Source organism: Mesorhizobium waitakense, from assembly GCF_056431085.1.
Genome location: NZ_JBWKME010000162.1, coordinates 27,206 through 47,368 on the forward strand (window position 1 = coordinate 27,206; position 20,163 = coordinate 47,368).

General features: G+C 62.1%; 22 protein-coding genes. 6 read left to right on the forward strand and 16 right to left on the reverse strand.

Annotated elements, in window-relative coordinates; translation table 11 throughout:
* Nucleotides 1-20 precede the first annotated feature (20 nt).
* The 6 genes from AC07FD_RS30815 to AC07FD_RS30840 form a co-directional block, all read right to left on the reverse strand.
* The gene (locus AC07FD_RS30815) at nucleotides 21-836 is read right to left on the reverse strand and encodes a phosphatidate cytidylyltransferase (protein WP_478352916.1); all 816 of its coding nucleotides are present in this window, start codon (nucleotides 834-836) and stop codon (nucleotides 21-23) included.
* Nucleotides 833-1,567, reverse strand: coding sequence for an isoprenyl transferase (locus AC07FD_RS30820; RefSeq protein ID WP_095081447.1), 735 nt, complete (start codon nucleotides 1,565-1,567; stop codon nucleotides 833-835). Before AC07FD_RS30820 ends, AC07FD_RS30815 begins: the two co-directional genes overlap by 4 nt.
* A 33-nt stretch (nucleotides 1,568-1,600) precedes the next feature.
* A complete protein-coding gene (gene frr / locus AC07FD_RS30825; protein WP_015317784.1) occupies nucleotides 1,601-2,155 on the reverse strand; it encodes a ribosome recycling factor in 555 nt (184 codons plus the stop codon).
* A gap of 110 nt (nucleotides 2,156-2,265) precedes the next feature.
* The gene (gene pyrH / locus AC07FD_RS30830; protein WP_478352917.1) at nucleotides 2,266-2,988 is read right to left on the reverse strand and encodes a UMP kinase; all 723 of its coding nucleotides are present in this window, start codon (nucleotides 2,986-2,988) and stop codon (nucleotides 2,266-2,268) included.
* A 161-nt stretch (nucleotides 2,989-3,149) separates the two neighbouring features.
* Nucleotides 3,150-4,256 carry an aldo/keto reductase gene (locus AC07FD_RS30835; protein WP_478352918.1) on the reverse strand — a complete coding sequence of 369 codons (1,107 nt, stop codon included), beginning with the start codon at nucleotides 4,254-4,256 and terminating at the stop codon, nucleotides 3,150-3,152.
* Between the two features lie 19 nt (nucleotides 4,257-4,275).
* The gene (locus AC07FD_RS30840; protein ID WP_478352919.1) at nucleotides 4,276-4,812 is read right to left on the reverse strand and encodes a nuclear transport factor 2 family protein; all 537 of its coding nucleotides are present in this window, start codon (nucleotides 4,810-4,812) and stop codon (nucleotides 4,276-4,278) included.
* 115 nt (nucleotides 4,813-4,927) lie between these two features.
* Here AC07FD_RS30840 and AC07FD_RS30845 point away from each other — a divergent pair, with 115 nt between their 5' ends.
* A complete protein-coding gene (locus tag AC07FD_RS30845) occupies nucleotides 4,928-5,848 on the forward strand; it encodes a LysR family transcriptional regulator (protein WP_478352920.1) in 921 nt (306 codons plus the stop codon).
* Between the two features lie 31 nt (nucleotides 5,849-5,879).
* Here AC07FD_RS30845 and tsf read toward each other — a convergent pair whose 3' ends face one another.
* The 6 genes from tsf to AC07FD_RS30875 form a co-directional block, all read right to left on the reverse strand.
* Nucleotides 5,880-6,803, reverse strand: a complete 924-nt coding sequence (tsf, locus tag AC07FD_RS30850) for a translation elongation factor Ts (RefSeq protein ID WP_478352921.1) — start codon at nucleotides 6,801-6,803, stop codon at nucleotides 5,880-5,882.
* A 109-nt stretch (nucleotides 6,804-6,912) separates the two neighbouring features.
* Entirely contained in the window at nucleotides 6,913-7,695 is a 783-nt protein-coding gene (gene rpsB / locus AC07FD_RS30855) for a 30S ribosomal protein S2 (RefSeq protein ID WP_023777441.1), read from the reverse strand.
* Between the two features lie 176 nt (nucleotides 7,696-7,871).
* Entirely contained in the window at nucleotides 7,872-8,483 is a 612-nt protein-coding gene (locus AC07FD_RS30860; protein ID WP_095081466.1) for a LysE family translocator, read from the reverse strand.
* Nucleotides 8,480-8,758 (reverse strand): DUF4031 domain-containing protein, encoded by a 279-nt coding sequence (locus tag AC07FD_RS30865; RefSeq protein ID WP_478352922.1) that lies wholly within the window; start codon nucleotides 8,756-8,758, stop codon nucleotides 8,480-8,482. Before AC07FD_RS30865 ends, AC07FD_RS30860 begins: the two co-directional genes overlap by 4 nt.
* An 83-nt stretch (nucleotides 8,759-8,841) precedes the next feature.
* Nucleotides 8,842-10,140 (reverse strand): lysophospholipid acyltransferase family protein, encoded by a 1,299-nt coding sequence (locus tag AC07FD_RS30870; protein WP_478352923.1) that lies wholly within the window; start codon nucleotides 10,138-10,140, stop codon nucleotides 8,842-8,844.
* Nucleotides 10,141-10,258: 118 nt separating this feature from the next.
* Nucleotides 10,259-11,086 (reverse strand): cell envelope integrity EipB family protein, encoded by an 828-nt coding sequence (locus AC07FD_RS30875; protein WP_477415703.1) that lies wholly within the window; start codon nucleotides 11,084-11,086, stop codon nucleotides 10,259-10,261.
* A 138-nt stretch (nucleotides 11,087-11,224) separates the two neighbouring features.
* On the opposite strand from AC07FD_RS30875, the gene AC07FD_RS30880 reads away from it, so the two are divergent.
* The 4 genes from AC07FD_RS30880 (at nucleotide 11,225) to AC07FD_RS30895 (ending at nucleotide 14,233) form a co-directional block, all read left to right on the forward strand.
* Nucleotides 11,225-11,689 carry a RidA family protein gene (locus AC07FD_RS30880; RefSeq protein ID WP_478352924.1) on the forward strand — a complete coding sequence of 155 codons (465 nt, stop codon included), beginning with the start codon at nucleotides 11,225-11,227 and terminating at the stop codon, nucleotides 11,687-11,689.
* Between the two features lie 14 nt (nucleotides 11,690-11,703).
* Entirely contained in the window at nucleotides 11,704-12,432 is a 729-nt protein-coding gene (locus AC07FD_RS30885; RefSeq protein ID WP_478352925.1) for a glycerophosphodiester phosphodiesterase, read from the forward strand.
* 55 nt (nucleotides 12,433-12,487) lie between these two features.
* On the forward strand, nucleotides 12,488-13,702 hold the full coding sequence (locus AC07FD_RS30890) for a GNAT family N-acetyltransferase (protein WP_478352926.1): 1,215 nt from the start codon (nucleotides 12,488-12,490) through the stop codon (nucleotides 13,700-13,702).
* 99 nt (nucleotides 13,703-13,801) lie between these two features.
* Entirely contained in the window at nucleotides 13,802-14,233 is a 432-nt protein-coding gene (locus tag AC07FD_RS30895; RefSeq protein ID WP_478352927.1) for an HIT family protein, read from the forward strand.
* 30 nt (nucleotides 14,234-14,263) lie between these two features.
* On the opposite strand, the gene AC07FD_RS30900 is transcribed toward AC07FD_RS30895, so the two are convergent.
* The 4 genes from AC07FD_RS30900 to AC07FD_RS30915 form a co-directional block, all read right to left on the reverse strand.
* On the reverse strand, nucleotides 14,264-14,812 hold the full coding sequence (locus AC07FD_RS30900; protein WP_478352928.1) for a chloramphenicol phosphotransferase CPT family protein: 549 nt from the start codon (nucleotides 14,810-14,812) through the stop codon (nucleotides 14,264-14,266).
* Between the two features lie 164 nt (nucleotides 14,813-14,976).
* Complete coding sequence (clpA, locus tag AC07FD_RS30905) at nucleotides 14,977-17,445, reverse strand: ATP-dependent Clp protease ATP-binding subunit ClpA (RefSeq protein WP_478352929.1); 2,469 nt, start codon at nucleotides 17,443-17,445, stop codon at nucleotides 14,977-14,979.
* Between the two features lie 6 nt (nucleotides 17,446-17,451).
* Nucleotides 17,452-17,781, reverse strand: coding sequence for an ATP-dependent Clp protease adapter ClpS (clpS, locus tag AC07FD_RS30910; RefSeq protein ID WP_010909565.1), 330 nt, complete (start codon nucleotides 17,779-17,781; stop codon nucleotides 17,452-17,454).
* 277 nt (nucleotides 17,782-18,058) lie between these two features.
* Complete coding sequence (locus tag AC07FD_RS30915) at nucleotides 18,059-18,388, reverse strand: phasin family protein (protein WP_184874143.1); 330 nt, start codon at nucleotides 18,386-18,388, stop codon at nucleotides 18,059-18,061.
* A 285-nt stretch (nucleotides 18,389-18,673) separates the two neighbouring features.
* Between AC07FD_RS30915 and AC07FD_RS30920 the strand changes: the two genes are divergently transcribed.
* A complete protein-coding gene (locus AC07FD_RS30920) occupies nucleotides 18,674-20,128 on the forward strand; it encodes an SPOR domain-containing protein (RefSeq protein WP_478352930.1) in 1,455 nt (484 codons plus the stop codon).
* Nucleotides 20,129-20,163: the final 35 nt, after the last annotated feature.

The window sequence follows — 20,163 nt, forward strand, 5'->3', positions numbered from 1 at the left end:
GGACCCTGAAATGACGCCTCTCAAACCGGAAACAGCCCCTGCGCCGGATGATCGGCGGTCGCCGAAATCCAGCCGATGACGTAAAGGGCGAAAGCCGCCGCGACAAGCCCGTCGACACGGTCCATGACGCCGCCGTGGCCGGGGATGAGCGCACCCGAATCCTTGCGGCCGTGGCGGCGCTTGATCCAGGATTCAAACAGGTCGCCAGCCTGGGCGACAATCGACAGCACGAGCGCCACCAGGCCGAGCAACGCCAGATTGCCGACGCCGGCAATGGCGGCCAGGATGAGCCCGGCCACAACACCGCCGACGGCGCCGCCGAACGCGCCACTGCGTGTCTTGCCGGGAGAGATCGACGGCGCCAGTTTTGGGCCGCCGACCGTACGGCCAACGAAGTAGGCAAAGATATCGGTGGCCCAGACGACCGCGAACAGGAACAGGATGGCGACGAGGCCTGAACGGTCACCGTCGCGCAACAGGGCAAGCGACAGGCCGGAAACACAGGCATAGGCAAGACCGGCCGCGTCCCATTGTCCGGTCTTGCGAACCGAGGCGGCAATCGCCACTGCGGCAACCGCCACCACGACAAGCGGTAGCAGCCACGATGCGGCAAGGCCGGCAATCAAGGCGCCAATGAAAACAACCAGCAGCGCTTCCGGCAGGAAACCCAGGCCCGTGGCCACGGCTGGGCGCGACATGCGTGTCCATTCATAGAAAATCACCGCCGCCATCACGGCACACAGCAACTGGAACGGCAGCCCCCCAAACCAGGTCAAGCTGAGGGCAATGATGGCAAGCACGACTGCCGAAATGACGCGAAGCTGGAGATTGCTCATCCTGCGGCCGGTCGCGACGCAACGTCCTGCGACCCAAGTCCGCCGAATCGGCGTTCGCGGCTGGCAAATTCGCGCAAGGCCTCGGCAAGATGCTCGCGGCTGAAGTCGGGCCAGTAGCAAGGCAGGAAGACGAGCTCGCTATAGGCAGCCTGCCACAGGAGGAAGTTCGACAGCCGCAGCTCGCCACTGGTGCGGATGACCAGTTCCGGGTCGGGGATGCCTTGCGTGTCGAGTGCGCCGGCAAAGCTTTCGGCTGATATCGCCTCGCTGTCGAGTTCGCCACGGGCCACGGCCGCGGCAAGCTTGCGCGCCGTGCGCACGATCTCGTCGCGTCCGCCATAGTTGAAGGCGATCACCAGCGTCAGCGCTTCATTTGCGGCGGTCAGCGATTCGGCCTCGTCGAGCAGCCCCCTGATGTCGGATTGCAGCCCTGCCCTGTCGCCGATGATTCTGACCCGCACACCGCTCTGGTGCAAATCGGCGAGATCACGGCGGATGAACAGTTTCAGCAGGCCCATCAGGTCACTGACCTCGGACTTCGGCCGCGACCAGTTCTCCGACGAGAAGGCATAGACCGTCAGGAAGGAGATGCCGAGCCCAGGTGCGGCGCGCACCGTCTTGCGCAGCGCTTCGACACCTGCCCGATGGCCAGCAAGACGAGGCATGCCGCGCGCCTTGGCCCAGCGTCCGTTTCCGTCCATGATGATCGCGACATGCGCGGGCGTTGCCATGTTCTCGCTTTCGGGTCAGCCGATGGCCAAACCCTAAACCTGCATGATTTCAGCTTCCTTATCGGAAAGCAGGTGGTCGATGGTGCTGATCGTTTCGTCGGTAAGCTTCTGGACCTGGTCGGAACGCTTGCGCTGATCGTCCTCGCTGATGTCGCCGTCCTTTTCCGCCTTCTTCAGGAAGTCCATGCCATCGCGGCGCACGTGGCGCGCGGCGACGCGGGCGTTTTCGGCGTAGCCATGAGAGATCTTGACCAGTTCCTTGCGGCGCTGTTCGTTGAGTTCGGGCAGCGGAATCCTGAGATTGGTGCCGTCGACGATCGGGTTGAAGCCCAGATTGGATTCGCGAATGGCGCGGTCGACCGCGCCGACCATCGACTTGTCCCAGACCGACACCGAAATCATGCGCGGCTCCGGCACCGAAACGTTGGCGACCTGGTTGATCGGCATGGTGGTGCCATAGGCCTGCACCTGGATCGCGTCGAGCAGATTGCTGGAGGCACGACCGGTCCGCAGCGAAGCCAGATCATGTTTGAACGCGGCGATTGCCCCGTCCATGCGCCGCTTGAGATCGTCGTACTCACCACTCATCTTAATCTCCTCGACCCGTCTAGCGCGGGTTCACTGCTTCGGGGCAAGGCCCCGTGTTCGAGCCTGATTTTCGAAAACCGGCATCCCCTTTTTCGGGACCAGGCCCCGGATCAATCGTCCGCGACGACCGTGCAGCGGCCGCCGCCCCTTAGAATATCGCCAAACCCACCTTTTTCGTGGATCGAATAGACGATTATCGGAATGTTGTTTTCGCGCGCAAGTGCAATCGCAGCCGTATCCATGATGGAGAGGCCGCGTTTTATGACTTCGCCGTGGCTGATGCGCTCGAAACGGGTCGCATCCGGGTCCTTCTTCGGGTCGGCCGAGTAGACACCGTCGACCTGAGTGCCCTTGAACAGCGCGTCGGCGCCGATTTCAGCCGCGCGGAGTGCAGCGGCCGAATCAGTGGTGAAGAACGGATTGCCGGTACCGCCGGCAAAGATCACCACCCTGCCCTGGTTCATGTAGGCGGTTGCCTGGCGCTGGGAGAAACTCTCGCAGAGTTCGGGCATGGCGATCGCAGAGAGCACCACGGCGTCGACACCGATCTTGTTCAATGACGTGCGCAGCGCCAGCGAATTGATGACGGTGGCAAGCATGCCCATGTGGTCGCCGGTGACGCGGTCACCTCCCTTGGAGGCAACGGCCACGCCGCGAAAGATGTTGCCGCCGCCGATGACGACGCCGACCTCGATGCCCAGTGCGCGGGCTTCGGCGATATCGGCAGCGATGCGATCCACCACCGAAACGTCGATGCCGAAATGCTGTTCGCCCATCAACGCTTCGCCCGACGCTTTCAACAAGACACGTCGGTAGAGGGGCTTCACCGTCATCTGGTCCTCGTCATTTTGCGTGTGACGCGTTCCGGGTGGCTACCCTCGCGCAGGCGCCGCCCCGAAACATGGCGCGATGCCGTGTTCCGATACACGAAGGGCGCCGCGATGTCACGCGGCGCCCGAGCCGGAAATTCGAGATCGAGACGCTCAGCCAATCATTAGCTGACGCCGGCAAAAGCGCCCTCTATCAGCAGGTCCGGGAAGTAGCCCATCGGCTTGCCGCCGACCGCCTGGCCCCCGGTGAGGCCGCCCTGGATTTCCGGTCCGAAGAACGAATATGGAAACGGCGTGACTGGCCGGCTGACTGCGTCGAGCCGTACCAGAAGCTCTCGCGGAATCTCGAAATCGAGCGCGCCGAGATTGTCCTTGAGCTGATCCAGCCTGGTCGCACCGATGATCACCGAGGCGACACCTGGCCTTGTCGCCGCCCAGTTCAAGGCGATCTGGGCCATGCCGCGGCCAAGCTCGCCGGCAACCTTTTCCAGTTCGGCAACGATTGCCCAGTTGCGGTCGCTGAATTTCTGAAAGCCCGGATTGCTCGAGCCGCGCATCGTCTCCAGTCTGCCACCGGCCTTATTGATTGTATCCGAACGATATTTGCCACTCAGAAGGCCGCTTGCCAGCGGGCTCCAGACCATAATGCCGGCGCCGTAGCGCGTACCGAACGGCACGAATTCATGCTCGATGTTGCGCTCGGCCAGCGAATATTCGAGCTGCAGCGCCGAAACCGGTTCATAGCCGCGTTGCTCGGCGACGGATTGCGCCCTGCTCGCGTACCAGGCGGGGACGTCGGAGAGGCCGACATGGCGGATCTTTCCGGCGCGCACCAGATCGTTAAGCGTCCGCATCACCTCTTCCGGCGACGTCAGCCTGTCCCAGGCATGCAGGATATAGAGATCGATATAGTCGGTACCGAGCCGCTTCAGCGAGCTTTCGACGGCGCGGATGATGTTCTTGCGGCCATTGCCGCCGGCATTCGGATTGCCCTGCTCCAGATTCATGCTGAACTTGGTGCTGATCACCGCCTTGTCGCGCAGGCCGCGCTCGGCGATGAACTCGCCAAGCCAGGTCTCGGAGGTGCCGCCGGTATAGGCGTCGGCGGTGTCGAAGAAATTCCCGCCTGCCTCGACATAGGCATCGACCAGCGCGCGCGCCGTCTCCTTGTCGGCACCCCAGCCCCATTCGGTGCCGAAGGTCATGGTCCCGAGTGCCAGGCGGGTGACTCGCAGCCCGCTGTTGCCAAGGGTGTAGTAGGACATGGTCATGATGTCGTTCCGATCCTGTTCAATGCCGATCCTGTCCGGGGGTCGTCTTGACCCACGGATTGCCGCGCTCATGCGTCATGCGGAATGTGAAGCCGTCCACTATCCAACCGGCGCCCGAACGGGTCAGGTGGTGTTCGTAAGTGCCCCAGACTTCCCAGAGCGGGTCGCCATTGCCTTCCATCCGGTTCCAGGCATAGCCGTTCGAGGAGACGGTCGCGGCGTTGGCGTCGATGGCGACCTGGTGGTTGGTACGCAGATGCAGGCTGGTCTTGCTGCCCCTGAGATTCGCTGCCCAGGTTCCGATCAGGTCGTCCGAGGCGATGGTGGCCGAGGGCTGTCCGCTCAGGCTGCTGAAGTCGACGGTGACACGGTCGGCGAAATAGCTGCGGGCCAGCCGCCAATCCTGTGCATCGACGGCACGATCGATGGCATCGGCGATACGGATGACCGCGCGCTCATCGGCGAGCATCATTTCGCGGGATGGCTCGGCTCCGCCGGCGTCGACCGGCGCCAGCGCAATACCCGCCGCGAAGGTAGCGTACTTCAATGCATTCATGTCTCTTCTCCTTTGCGCATCGGCCAGTCGCCGATCTGTTGGCGACAATGTGGGCCAGCGCGCCGGCGTCGAGAAGATTGCATTATCTGCACAGACTATGCGATATCATGCATGAATGGATCGCAACCTGCTCAGCCACCTTCCCGTCATCGTCGCCGTGGCGCGGCGCGGCGGCTTTGCGTCGGCCGCTGCGGAACTTGGCATGAGCCCTTCGGCGGTCAGCCACGCGGTGCGCCTTGTCGAAGAGCGGATCGGCCAGCCGCTGTTTGCCCGCACCACGCGCAGCGTCGCCTTGACCGAGGCCGGTGAGGCGCTTGTGGCGGCAGCGGAGCCTGCCCTGGAGGATATCGCGGATCGGATCGAGCGGATTCGCTCGGTGAAAGGCAGGGCGAGCGGCCTGCTCAAGATCAATGTGCCGCGCCTGGCGTTGCCGCTCGCCTTGATGCCCATCCTGTCGGCAATGGCCGAGCGCTATCCCGAGGTGACGGTGGAAGTGTTCACCGACGAGCGTCTGAGCGACATTGTCGGCGAGGGCTTCGACGCCGGCATAAGGCTGGGCGAGATGATTGCCGAGGATATGGTGACGGTGCGGCTGACGGAGCCGTTCCGAACGATCATCGTCGCCTCCCCCGCCTATGTTGGCCGCCACGGAAAGCCGCGAACGCTGGCTGATCTGTCCAGCCACAATTGCATCGGCTATCGGCTGTTGCGATCGCGCGCGCTCTATCGTTGGGATCTGTCCGACCAGGGCAAGGGTATCGGCGTCGAAACGCGTGGCAGCGTCGTCGTCACCGATCCACTGTCGGCGCGCGACATGGCGTTGGCCGGCATCGGGTTGGCCTATCTGTTCGAGCCGCTGGTGCGGGCCGATATCCAGGCCGGCCGGCTTGTCGAGGTGCTGCGCGCAGCCGCGATCGACGAGCCGGGGCTGTTCCTCTATTTTCCCCGCCGGGCGTCGATGGCGCCGAAGCTCAGGGCTTTCATCGACACCGCACAAGAAATCAGCCGGGCATCCCTGCGGACACCCGGCCGATAAAATTCGTCAGAAGGACAGCTGCCGCGGCAGCTTACTTCTTGACCGCCGCCGCGACTTCCGCCGCGAAATCGGTCTCTTCCTTCTCGATGCCTTCGCCCAGCGCAAAGCGCAGATAGGCGGTGATCTTGGCCGGGGCGCCGATGTCCTTCTCGGCATCCTTCAGCGCCTTCTCGACAGTGATGTCGGGATTGAGCACGAAGGCCTGCTTCAGGAGGACGACTTCCTCGTAGAACTTGCGCAGACGGCCCTCGACCATCTTCTCGATGATCGCTTCCGGCTTGCCGGACTGGCGCGCCTGATCGGAGAAGATCGCCTTCTCACGCTCGATTGCCGCTGGATCGAGTTCTTCGGTGGTCAGCGCCATCGGGCTGGTGGCGGCAACGTGCATGGCAACCTGGCGCGCAAAGGCGTTGGCGGCATGCTCGTTGCCCGTGGTCTCGATCGCGACCAGCACGCCGAGCTTGCCAAGGCCATCGGCAACCGCGTTGTGGACGTAGGTGGCGACGGCGCCATGCGGAACGGTCAGCTTGGCCGAACGGCGGAAGCCCAGGTTCTCGCCGATGGTGCCGACAGCGTCCTTGATGGTGTCGGTGACCGACTTGTCCGAACCCGGATATTTGGCCGCTGCAACCGCCTCGGTCTTGCCGCCATAAGCGAGCGCGACCTTGGCCACATTGGCAACGATCTCCTGGAACGCAGCATTACGAGCAACGAAGTCGGTCTCGGAATTGACTTCGATGACGGCGGCTTCGCGCGGGCCGGAATCGACGCCGATCAGGCCCTCAGCCGCGGTGCGGCCAGCCTTCTTGTCGGCCTTGGAAATGCCCTTCTTGCGCAGCCAGTCGATGGCCTCTTCCATGTTGCCGTTGGTTTCGTTCAACGCCGCCTTGCAATCCATCATGCCCGCGCCGGTCAAGTCGCGGAGTTCTTTGACCTGTGCAGCCGAAATGCTCATTGTCGCCTCTTTGTTTTAAATGCACCGACGCACCATCGAACCTCGATGATGCGTCTGTTTAGCGTGCCAAAATACGAGAAAGATGAAGGCCGCAACCGGCCTTCGATTGTTAAGCTTCGGGGGCTTCCGATGCCGGAGCCGGATCGAGAGCCGGTTCGACCGGAGCTTCGACCGAAGCGCCGATGTCGACGCCGAGCGCGCCCTGCTGGCGGGCGATGCCGTCGATCGCAGCCTTGGCGATCAGGTCGCAATAGAGCTGGATCGCGCGGGCTGCGTCGTCATTGCCGGGGATCGGGAAGTCGATCTTGTCCGGGTCGCAGTTCGAATCGATGATGGCGACGACCGGGATGCCGAGGCGCTTGGCCTCGAGGATTGCGATCGCTTCCTTGTTGGTGTCGATGACGAACATCAGGTCGGGCGTCGAGCCCATGTCCTTGATGCCGCCCAGCGCCTTGTCGAGCTTCTCGCGCTCGCGGTCGAGGTTGAGGCGCTCCTTCTTGGTCAGGCCCTGGGCCTCGCCGGCCAGCATCTCGTCGAGCTTGCGCAGGCGCTGGATCGAGTTCGAGATCGTCTTCCAGTTGGTCAGCATGCCGCCGAGCCAACGCGAATTGACGTAGTACTGGGCCGAACGCTGTGCCGCATCGGCGACGATGTCGGACGCCTGGCGCTTGGTGCCGACGAACAGCACGCGGCCGCCCTTGGCGACAGTGTCGGAAACCTGCTTCAGCGCCTGGTGCAGCAAAGGCACCGTCTGCGAGAGGTCGATGATGTGGATGTTGTTACGGGCGCCATAGATGTAGGGCGCCATTTTCGGGTTCCAGCGGTGGGTCTGGTGGCCGAAGTGAATGCCAGCTTCCAAAAGCTGGCGCATGCTGAAATCAGGCAGAGCCATTCTTAGTTCCTTTCCGGTTAGCCTCCACGGACACAGGCATTTTTGGACTTTGTCCTCGAACGCCACCGGAGGTTTCAGCCGGATTTCTCCCGGGCAGACACCAAAGTCCGTGTGTGGAATGAGCGCGCATATAGAGGGGATGCGCGACAAACGCAAGCCGTGTGGCGTTTCACCAGTCAGCGTGCGGCAATCAGCGCTCCTGTGCCGATCATCGCGCTACCGGCAAACCTGTTCATCAGGCGCATGCGTCTCGGCGTCCTGAACCAGCCCGAAGCCCGCCCGGCAAGTGCAGCATAAATACCCATGGTGAGGATGTTGACGCTGATGACGACCGCGACCACCAGCAGTCCGTCGGCAAGGGTCATGGTGTTGAGGTTCAGGATCAGCGGCATGATCGAAGCATGGAAGAGGATCGCCTTCGGATTGCCCAGCGCAATGGATGCACCGAGGAAGAACGACCGTGACAATCTCGCCTGCGACGCCTGCGGTTCATCCGATTGCGTGGCGGCGGCTCGCCACATCCTGATGCCGAGGAAAACCAGATACGTAGCGCCCGCGTATTTCAGCAGGAGAAAAACCCATTCGAAAGTCTGGGCCAACGCCACCAATCCGAGCAATGCCAGAGTGACCAGCACGGCATCCCCGGCGGCGACGCCAACCCCGGCCACGAAGGCACGAAGAAACCCGCGCGACACACCGTTGGTGATGACTGCGAACATCGCCGGTCCAGGTGTTGCAGCCGCAAGCGTGATTGCGGCGCAATAAGCCAGAAATGCCGTTGGTGTCATGGCCGAGCCTTTCCGTTGGGCACCCGTACCCGCCGGAAGATCGCGACGATCTCCTCGCGGCTGCATTCGAAAGCGCCGAGCCGCACCGCACGGTCGCGCTCGAAGCCGGTTATGTCATAGTGCGGCGCCGATGTCTTGGGCGGCCCCTGGTAGGATGACCGCTTGACGCCGAGTAGCGCGGCGAAGCGATGCAACTCATCGGTGTCGTCAGCCATCAGATGGCACCAGCGATGGCCGGCCCAATTCCAGATCGCCGCGTCGACATAGACTGCCATGAAGCTTGCTGTCTGCCTTCCATTCTTTGCAGCCGCCATTCTTCGCAAGCGAATGACGATCGGCCACATGGCCCGTGTGAATGTCAGTGACGATAGAATGGATTCGGATAGAAAATGAAGCTGCCACCGGCCGTAAGCTCAGCCACCGTGCTGGCGACTGTGGCCTGCATGCGACGGTGCAACTCGGCAACCGCGTCGTCGACCGAGCCGGCATGCTGATGCAGGCCAAGTGGATCGGGTACCCGGATGTAGGCGCAACGCGGCCCGGCCGGTTGCGGAATGAGCCTGTTCATCGTGTCGCGCAGTCCGCTCCGGCAATAGTCGTTGCGGATCCGCTTCAGGTGCTCGGCGATCTCCTCCTGCGTGATACGCGGATTGGCCGAGGCCCAGGACCCGACGCGTTGCAGCCTCTGAATCGTGTCGGCGAGCGCGCGGACCTTCTTTTGCTCGTCCGCATCGCCGGTGTTTTCGCGCTGCCAACGACGCGCCAGCCTGAGAAGCTCGGTGGTGTCGGGGACGGCGGTGTCGGGAGTAATGTCCTGGCCAAGCCGACGGCTGAGTTCGGCGACCAACGCCTTCTGGCGCTCGGCATAGGTTGCGCCTTCTTCGGGTGACAGGCTCCACGCGGCTTCGTCGCGGGCCAGCAGCGTCGAATAGATATGGTGGATGCGCTGCGGCAGCGTGTCGGTCGCTTGGCGTTCTATTTTCAGGTTTTTCTCGACATAGGTGCATTCCTTCGCCAGCGCCGCTTCGACATTCCTGGTGAAGACCAGTTTCCAGACGACCGGCGCGATCCAGACCTTGAAATCTGGATCCGTGGCCCGACCTCGTTTGAGTGCCGCAAGCCCCATCTCGACGGCGCCCGGCAGCAACGGCGCCACGATGTTGGCATGCCATCCGACGCCGCCTTCTGGATGCAGCAGCACGCCATGGCCTTTCAATGCCCAGGCGACGGAGTGTTCCTTGGCTGCCCCGCTGTTGCCGGGAATCTGGGCGATCAGGTTGTTGGCCAGCCAGAATTTCTGCATCAGTCGGCCAAGCCCGTTGACGACGCCATTCGTTGCCCAGGACGCAGCAAGCGGGCTGACCTGCGACACGATCTCCTTGTCGATCATCCAGTCGGTGAAGAACTCGGGATGATTGGGCGTGATGAAGGTTGCCTTCCCCGCTCCGCAACTGGCCCTCAGCCGCTCGAGGTCGGCGTGGGGAAAGTCGATATGGCGGACATTGGCGACGCCCCGCAGCCCGGCCAGGCGGTTGAAGGGCAAGACATCACGAAAACCCGGTATCCCCCGCAGCATGACGATCCGGTTGACTGTCGTCATGGCCCTGATCAGCGCCGGGTTGGGCCTCGGCGCCACGAAGACATCGATCCTGCTCAAGCTGCTCCCCCTTTTTGCGCCTCGACGCTGGGGAGGAAGTTGGGAGGCGATTGCGGCGCGTTCAAGTCGTTCGCAACGGCACGCCGTGTCGTGATGAATCAACCAGCCAGTTGAAGCACTATTTGGTCGGGCAGGTCTTCGACTGGTCGAACAGCGAAAGATTGACCAGCTTGCCGGTCATCGAGAAGTCGCCATAGTCCATGACGAGATCGCGGGTGATGCCGTTCTCGTGCAGCTTGAAGCTGATCCGGTATTCCGGCACCTCTTCGCCTGTCTTGTCGGTGTCGTCGAAATAGGCGATGTCGACCGGCCAGTATTTGTCGGTGGCGAGCTTCGCCAATGCCGGGGCCTCCGGGTCGGCCTTGTCGGCATCGGTCTTCTTGCCGACGACGACCGTGGTGGTCATCACCTTGTTGGCGTCTTCGGAACCGTCGAAAAGGTTGGTTTCGTAAAAATTCTCGCCCTTTTCGGCTTTGCCGATCAGTTCGACCAGATGCTGGGTCGGGAATTGGGTCATGGCCAGCTCGAGGCTGTTCTTTTCGGGCTTGTCGATATCGACCTTCAACCCCTTGGTCTCTTTCGTGGCGATGCCCTTGACCTCCTTGTCGAGGTTCTGGTCGACGAAGGACTTCGTCACGAATGAAAAGGTCTTGCCTTCAGCGTCCTCGAAAGTGGTCGTCTGCTGGTCGGTCAGCTTCGTGTTCTCGTTGGTGACGATCTGGGTGACGAAACGGAATTTCACCGTATAGCCTTCACAGGCCGAGCCGTTGAACTCATAGACCATGCGGCCGGATATGCCCGTGATGCCGGATTGATCGGATGCCTTGTTGAGGGTGAGATCGTAAACAGCGCGGTGGGCTTGCAGCGCCGGCACGGCGAAAGCAGGGCCTATCGAGAACACCGCCGACAACAGGACGGCATTGAATGCAAGGCGCGTTGCGCGCATGAGGTACTCCGATCGTCGCGGCTGATGGCAGGCCGCAGGGAAGATGGTCCAGCTTAAAAAAAGTCGTGGCGGAAGCGAGGCAAAAATAGCAATTTCGGCCCGGCCAGCGCGGCGTCACCCAAGCAATAGGGAAATACCATGAGTGAAACAATCGAAAAGCGGCTAAGCGATCTGGGCGTGACGCTTCCTGTCGCCGCCGCGCCCGCCGCCAACTATGTGCCCTATTGCAGGACCGGCAACCTCTTGTTCACCGCCGGGCAGTTGCCTCTCAAGGACGGCAAGCTGCAGGCGAGCGGCCTGCTCGGTCGCGACGTCGACACCGGGGCCGGCAAGGACGCGGCAAAATACTGCGCGATCAATATCCTGGCGCAGGCCAAGGCCGCTCTCGGAGACCTCGAGAAAATCCTTCGCCTGGTGAAGATCACCGTTTTCGTCGCCTCGACGCCGGATTTTGTCGAGCAGCATCTGGTTGCCAACGGTGCCTCCGATTTCCTTGTTGCGGCACTTGGCGAGCGCGGCAAGCATGCCCGCTCCGCTGTCGGCACCGCCTCGCTGCCACTTAATGCCGCAGTGGAAATCGAAGCGGTCTTCGAAGTCGAGTGAGCCAGGAGACGACCATGACCGACCTATCCTGGCTGACCGCCCGGCCTGTCGCCCATCGCGGTTTCCACGACATGAACAAGACGCGCTGGGAAAACACGCTTTCCGCCTTCGCCGCGGCGGCCGAGCGCGGCTACGCCATCGAATGCGACGTGCACCTGTCGCTGGACGGCGTTCCCGTCATCATTCATGACGACGATCTGCAGAGGCTGACCGGTCAGGACGGTTTCGTCTGGCAGCGTACCGCGGCGGAGCTCACGGCGCTCAAGGTCGGCGGCACGTCGGATCATGTACCGACGCTGCAGGAAGCGCTCGACCTGGTCGATGGCCGCGTGCCGATGGTCGTTGAGCTGAAAGGCATCCCGGGCCGCGACGAGGGTCTCGTGGCGATCGTCGGCAAGATGCTCAAGCGCTACAAGGGCAAGTCGGCTATCATGTCGTTCGACCACTGGCTGATCCGCGATTTTCCGAAACACGCGCCGGGCATTCCGGCCGGACTGACCGCCTACGGCAAGGACGTCAAGCTGATCGAGGCGCATTTCGCCATGCTGGCGCATGAGATCGCCTTCACCTCCTATGCCGCCGGCGACCTGCCCAACCGGTTCGTCAGCTTCGTCCGTGAAAAGCTGAAAATGCCGGTCATCACCTGGACGGTGCATGACCAGCCGGCGGTCGACCTGACTTTCAAATATGCCGACCAGATGACGTTCGAGGGGTTCGAACCTGACCTGGTCAAAGTCGCCTGAAGTCGGTGTCTGAAACGTGACTTGTACCCGGCCGGACGGAGCTTAAATAAGCCCCATGGATCAAGGCGACGATGGCGATGACCAGATGGCGAATGCGGACTATTTGATCCGCATCGCCGCTGGCATCGGCGCTTTCACCCCGGACGAGTGGAACAGCCTCAGCGGAACCACGCGAGGCAACGCAGAGAACGGCTACAACCCGCTCGTTTCATTCGCTTTTCTGAGTGCACTTGAAGACTCAGGCTGCGCCGTGCGGCGCACAGGATGGCAAGGTCATCATTTGCGATTGGAGACCGCGCAGGGCAAGCTGCACGGGGCGGTCCCGTGCTATCTCAAGTCGCACAGCCAGGGCGAATATGTGTTCGATCATGGCTGGTCGGATGCCTTCGAACGCGCCGGCGGCCGCTATTATCCAAAACTGCAATGCGCGGTGCCGTTCACACCGGTCACCGGCCCTCGCCTGCTGGTCACCAAGGGCGAGGATGTCGGCGCCGTCAAAGCCGGACTGGCGGCGGGCCTGAAGGCGGTCACGCAAAAACTCGGCGTCTCGTCAGCGCATGTGACCTTCGCCCAGGAAAGCGACGTGGAGGTGCTGGAAGCGGCAGGGTTCCTGCATCGCACCGACCAGCAGTTCCATTTCTTCAACGAAGGCTTTTCAACCTATGACGACTTCCTCGCCACCCTTGCCTCGCGCAAGCGCAAGGCGATGAAGAAGGAGAGGCGCGAGGCGCTGGCCAACGGCATCTCGATCGACTGGCTGACCGGCAAGGATCTCACCGAAAAGGCCTGGGACGACTTCTTCGCCTTCTACATGGACACCGGCAGCCGCAAATGGGGTCGGCCTTATCTCAGCCGCCAGTTTTTCTCGCTGATCGGCGAACGCATGGCCGACGACATCCTGCTGGTGATGGCCAAGCGCAACGGGCGCTACATTGCCGGCGCCATCAATTTCATCGGCTCCGACGCACTCTACGGCCGCAACTGGGGCTGCATCGAGGACCATCCCTTCCTGCATTTCGAGGTTTGCTACCATCAGGCGATCGACTTCGCCATCGAGCGCAAGCTCAGGGTTGTCGAGGCCGGCGCCCAAGGAGAGCACAAGCTGGCGCGCGGCTACCGCCCGGTGACCATGCATTCCGCGCACTACATCGCGCACCCCGGCCTGCGCAACGCCGTTGCCGACTATCTCAGGCGCGAACGGCATGAGGTGGAGCGGATGAGCGAATATCTGGAAGAGCACACCCCATTCCGCAGGGATCTGGAGGAGTAGCGATCGGCCTGCCCCGATCGGCGGGGCGACTTTACCCGATCGTCTTGCCGACTTTCGACGGCTTCGCTACACGAAAAGGCACAATCCGGAGCGTTCGCCATGGCTGAGGCCGCCTATGACACTGACAACATCTTCGCAAAGATCCTGCGCGGTGAAATTCCCTCGCACCGCGTCTACGAGGACGAAGCGATCGTCGCCTTCATGGATGTGATGCCACAGGGGCCGGGCCATACGCTGGTGGTGCCGAAGGCGCCGTCGCGCAACCTGCTCGACGCCGACCCGTCAACGTTCGGACCGCTTTTCACGGTCGTCCAGAAAGTGGCGCGGGCCGTCAAACAAGGTTTTGGCGCCGACGGCGTCACCGTCATGCAATTCAACGAGCCCGCCTCGGGGCAGACCGTCTATCATCTGCATGTGCATGTCATCCCACGCTTCGACGGCATTCCCCTGAAGCCGCACACGGGCGGGATGGAGAAGCCGGAAGTGCTGGCCAAAAACGCCGAAAAGATACGAGCGGCGCTGCGAAGCTGACGCCGCACGTCGCTTTGCGACCAAGCAATTTTACCTGGCGGTGGTTTGAGCCAGTTGCTCGATCGCGCTCGGCAGAACGATCCCTTGCTCCAGCCGCTGGCGGATCGCATCGGCACATTGCGTGGGGCTCAGCAGGGAGGTGTCGACGTCCAGGTCGTAAACGCCTGGCCGGTGCACCTCCTCCTGCCACAGACGCACGGGCAATGGCACGGGATCGTCGGACGAGCCGGTCACCGGCAGGCCAGCGAGACGGCGCGCGCAATCGGCGAGGCAATCGAGGGGTTTTGAATAGGCATCATGGTGGCCGACATCCGCCACGACGTTCAGCCCCAGCCGGCTGTGGGCGGCGATCGATTCGTAAAGCGCGGCGTAGAAATCGGGCACCAGGCCTTCAAGGTCCGGACGCTCGCTGCCCGGCCGCAAGCCTATTCCAGGCCGATAGCGTTGTGGCGTGGCCTGTTCGTAAACGTCGACACCGAGATTGATCCAGACACCATCAAGATTCTCCTGGATGGCCTGGACGATGCTTGATTTTCCCGATCTCGGCGCACCGTTCAGGATGACGATCTGCCCGGCCATGCGTCCCTCATTGCTCCAATGAAAAAAGCCCCGTCTCCGGGGCTTTTTCGACTTTCGCCAATGCATGTCGCCCAAAAGTGGCTCCGGTTTTGGGGCAACGACAGGCGTAAAAAGAAACTTAAAGCGCGTCGCCCGAATCCGTTTCGATGCGTCGCGCTTTAAGGTCAGTTCTTTCTGGGCAATTGCGGCACGAGGCTGCGCTTGCCGCCGTCCTTGCCCTTGGCTTCGGGCTTCTGCGCCACCAGCTTCTTGGCCGCGGGCTTTTTCGCGACAGCCTTTGTCGGCTTCGGCGTTTCTTCCGGCTCTTCCTTCTTCGGCTTCACCGGCGCCTCGTCGGCGAGCGATTCGAGCTTCAGGCCGGTCTCGCCGGTTTCCTTCTTCTCGACGGTGACGCGCACCGTGCCGCCCTTCTTGAGCTTGCCGAACAGCACCTCGTCGGCCAACGGCTTCTTTATGTGCTCCTGGATGACACGGCCGAGCGGCCGCGCGCCCATGCGCTCGTCGTAACCCTTGTCGGCGAGCCAGGCGATGGCATCGGGCGACAGGTCGAAGGTGACGCCACGCTCGGAAAGCTGGGCCTCGAGCTGCATGACGAACTTCTGCACCACCTGATGGATGACCGGCACCGGCAGCGAGCCGAACGGGATGATCGCATCGAGACGGTTGCGGAATTCCGGCGTGAACAGCCGGTTGATCGCCTCGACGTCGTCGCCTTCGCGCTTGGTCGAACCGAAGCCGATCGCCGCACGCTGCGCATCCGACGCGCCCGCATTGGTGGTCATGATCAGGATCACATTGCGGAAGTCGATCTGCTTGCCGTTATGGTCGGTCAGCTTGCCGTGGTCCATCACCTGCAACAGGATGTTGAACAGGTCCGGATGCGCCTTCTCGACTTCGTCCAGCAACAGCACGCAGTGCGGATGCTGGTCGACGCCGTCGGTCAGCAGACCGCCCTGGTCGAAGCCGACATAGCCGGGAGGCGCGCCGATCAGCCGCGATACGGTGTGGCGTTCCATATATTCCGACATGTCGAAGCGGATCAGCTCGACACCGAGCGATGCAGCCAACTGCTTGGCCACTTCGGTCTTACCGACGCCGGTCGGGCCGGAGAACAGGTAGGAGCCGATCGGCTTCTCCGGTTCGCGCAGGCCGGCACGCGCCAGCTTGATCGCCGAGGTCAGCGCGGTGATCGCGGTATCCTGGCCATAGACGACGCGCTTCAGCTCGATATCGAGACCCTGCAGCACCTTCTCGTCGTCGGCCGAAACCGTCTTCGGCGGGATGCGGGCCATGGTGGCGATCGTCGCTTCGATCTCCTTGATGCCGATCGTCTTCTTGCGCTTGGCTTCCGGCACCAGCATCTGCGAGGCGCCGGTCTCGTCGATCACGTCGATCGCCTTGTCCGGCAGCTTGCGGTCGTTGATGTAGCGCGCCGACAGCTCCACTGAGGCCTTGATCGCCTCGTTGGTGAATTTCACCTTGTGGAATTCCTCATAATAGGGCTTGAGGCCCTTCATGATCTCGATGGCGTCCTCGATGGTCGGCTCGTTGACGTCGATCTTCTGGAAGCGTCGCACCAGGGCACGGTCCTTCTCGAAGAACTGGCGGAATTCCTTGTAGGTGGTCGAGCCGATGCAGCGGATCGCACCCGACGACAAGGCCGGCTTCAACAGGTTCGACGCGTCCATGGCGCCGCCTGATGTTGCCCCTGCCCCGATCACCGTGTGGATCTCGTCGATGAACAGCACCGCGCCGGGGTAGTCCTCGAGTTCCTTGACGACCTGCTTCAGCCGCTCCTCGAAATCGCCGCGATATCGCGTGCCGGCGAGCAGCGTGCCCATGTCGAGCGCGAAGATGGTGGCATTGTGCAGCACTTCGGGAACGTCGCCCTCGACGATGCGCTTGGCGAGGCCTTCGGCGATCGCCGTCTTGCCGACGCCGGGATCACCGACATAGAGCGGATTGTTCTTGGAGCGGCGGCACAGCACCTGGATGGTGCGGTTGATCTCGGACTCGCGGCCGATCAGCGGATCGATCTTGCCGGCCTTGGCCTTGTTGTTGAGGTTGACGCAATAAGCGGTCAGCGCATCCTGCTGCTGCTTCTTCTTGCCGCCTTCCTCTTGCGGCTCGGCGCCGTTCTGGCCGCCCTGCTCGTCATCGGCACCGCGCGGCGAACGAGTTTCCGACGCGCCCGGACGCTTGGCGATGCCGTGCGAGATGTAGTTGACCGCGTCGTAGCGGGTCATCTGCTGTTCCTGCAGGAAATAAGCGGCATGGCTCTCGCGCTCGGCGAAGATGGCGACGAGCACGTTGGCGCCCGACACTTCCTCGCGGCCGGACGACTGCACGTGGATGACCGCGCGCTGGATGACGCGCTGGAAACCGGCGGTCGGCTTGGAATCCTCGTCGTAACCGGTGACCAGATTGTCGAGCTCGGTGTCGATATAGGTGAGAACCGTGTGCTTCAGCTCGTCGAGATCGACATTGCAGGCGCGCATGACGGCGGCCGCCTCGGTGTCGTCGATGAGCGCGAGCAGCAAATGTTCAAGGGTTGCATATTCATGGTGCCGCTCATTGGCGAGCGTCAGCGCCTGGTGAAGCGCCTTTTCCAGGCCTTGGGAGAAAGCCGGCATGTTACCTCACTTCTTCTCCATCACGCATTGCAGCGGATGCTGATTCTGTCGGGCGAAATCCATGACCTGAGACACTTTGGTCTCGGCCACCTCGAATGTATAGACCCCGCACTCGCCCACTCCATGATTGTGAACATGAAGCATGATGCGTGTGGCGGCTTCGCGGTCCTTCTGGAAAAAACGCTCCAGCACGTGAACCACGAACTCCATGGGCGTGTAGTCGTCGTTGAGGATGAGGACCCGGTAAAGGCTGGGCTTCTTGGTCTTGGTTTTGGTGCGCGTGATAACGGCCGTCCCGCGGCCGGCCTCATTGCCGTCGCCGCCGCCGTTTTGCATCCGCGCCACGCGTCTCGTGGCAGTCAAATCGATCGTCACGTATTCCTGCCTCTTCGAATCCCCATGCGAGTTCGACATGTAGGTGTTCGATGGACGATTTTAAGCCCTTCTGTTTAGCTGACAATATGGCTAGGTGACCAAACTTGGCCGATTTTCGCAATCGTGAAGGGGCGCGAGGCCTTGGAGCGGAAATTGACATGAAAAAACCCGGCCACGCTTCCGCGACCGGGTTTTGTCCCGCGCCCAAAGGGCCGGATATTGCTCACGTCAGGCGAAATTACTTTGCCTTGGCAACGATCGATTCGAACGGCTTGTAGGCTTCCTTGGCAAGTTCGGCATAGAGGTCGCCAATCTTGGTAGCCTCGGCTACGAACGCCTCATACGATTGCTTGGCATAATCGGACTGGATCTCGATCGCCTTTTCCAGCGACTTGGCCGAAAACATCTTTTCGACGGCGGCGCTGCCTGCTTCGAAGCTCTTCTTGGTGTATTCGCCAGCTTCGGTGGCGATCGCCTGCGCGCCCTTGGAGAGCGAAGCGAAGCTCTTCAATCCGGTATCGGCAAACTCTTTGCCGTATTTGCTGAAGTCCTCATAGGTCTGGGTCATTTCACGCATTCCCTTGGGTTGAAGCGTCCTTCTTCGGGGCGCTCTTGTGCAATGCACGCTAATATATTGTGCACCGCACAAAAGTCAACATTTCGCCGGCGTCCAGACACCGCCTGCGCAGTCAATGGCTAAAAATCGAATAAAGAGAGCTTCAAGCCCGAAGAAAATGGTGAACGCGGCGGTTACCATAAACGGATTGGTAACGCTGCCCCGGTAGCTTTGGCTGGAAGTGAGGCAGGACCCTTTGCCGCCTCCAGCGCAACGAAGAATCCAAGGGAAGTACCAGTGCGTCAGGCGTTGTTGGGCATCGTTTCCAAATCCACCTCCCCTCTCAAAACGATGATGATCTTCGCTTTGGCGATGACAGTCGTCTGCGGCGACGTTGCCTCGTCGCTGGCGGCGAGGTCCGCGGCAATCGTCATCGACGCCAAGACCGGCAAGGTGCTTTATTCGGCGGATGCCGATGGCAGGCGCTATCCGGCCTCGCTGACCAAGATGATGACGCTCTATCTGACCTTCGAGGCGCTAGCGAAAGGCAAGATCAGCCGGAACTCGCAAGTCGTTTTTTCGGCCAACGCCGCCGCCGAGCCGCCGACGAAGCTTGGCGTGAAGCCGGGCGGCTCGGTCACGGTCGAGACCGCGATCCTGTCGATGGTCACCAAATCGGCGAACGACTCGGCGACCGCGCTCGGCGAAATGCTCGGTGGCAATGAAACCAATTTCGCCCGCATGATGACCGCCAAGGCGCGTGCCCTGGGCATGAATGGCACCGTGTTTCGCAATGCCAACGGCCTGCCCAATCCCGGCCAATTCACCACCGCGCGCGACATGGCGACGCTCGGCATCGCGCTGCGGGAGCATTTCCCCCAGTATTACGGCTATTTCTCGCAGCGCTCCTTTCTCTACGGGCGCCAGCGCATCAATGGTCACAACCGCCTGCTTGGGCGCATCAAGGGCGTCGACGGCATCAAGACCGGCTACACCCGCGCCTCCGGCTTCAACCTCGTCTCGTCGGTTTCCGACGGCAATCGCCGCATCGTCGGCGTCGTCATGGGTGGCACCTCGGGCGGCAGCCGCGACAACCAGATGGCTGCGTTGATCAACACCTATATGCCGCGCGCATCGACCCGTGGTGGCGGCGATCTGGTCGCCAAGGCCGGCGGCAGCAACCCGATCACCGCCCTTGCCAAGGTCCTGCTGCCCAAGCACGACGCGCCAACGCCGGACGACAAGCCGGTGGTGGCGCAAGATGACGCGACCCAGGACGATGCGACCGTTGCCGAGGACGCCACTGTAGCGGAGGACAGCACCGCGCCGAGCGAGCCGAGCGAAGAGGCTGCCGAAGACGCTGCCCCTGTCGTCAAGGCGAAAAAGGTCAAGACCGTCATCGTATCGGCGCCGCAGGTGGCCACGGCCCAGGTCGTGGCGGCCTATGCCGAACCGACACCGGCGCCGACGCCGACTGTCGACCCGGTCAACACCGCGTCGGTGCCGTCAGGCTGGGCCATCCAGGTTGCTTCGTCGCCCAAGCAGTCCGAAGCCCAGGCCTTCCTCGACAAGACGACCAAGCAGGCACCCAAGGCGGTGGCTGACGCTTCCGGCTTCACCGTCGCCTTCGACAAGGACGGCGTCACCTATTACCGCGCCCGCTTCGGTGGCTTTGGTTCCAAGACTGCTGCGTGGAAGGCCTGCACGGCTTTGAAGAAGAAGAACATCGAGTGCTACGCCGTCCAGCAGTAGGACGGCGTGGAAACAATCTCCCGGAAAAATTCTGC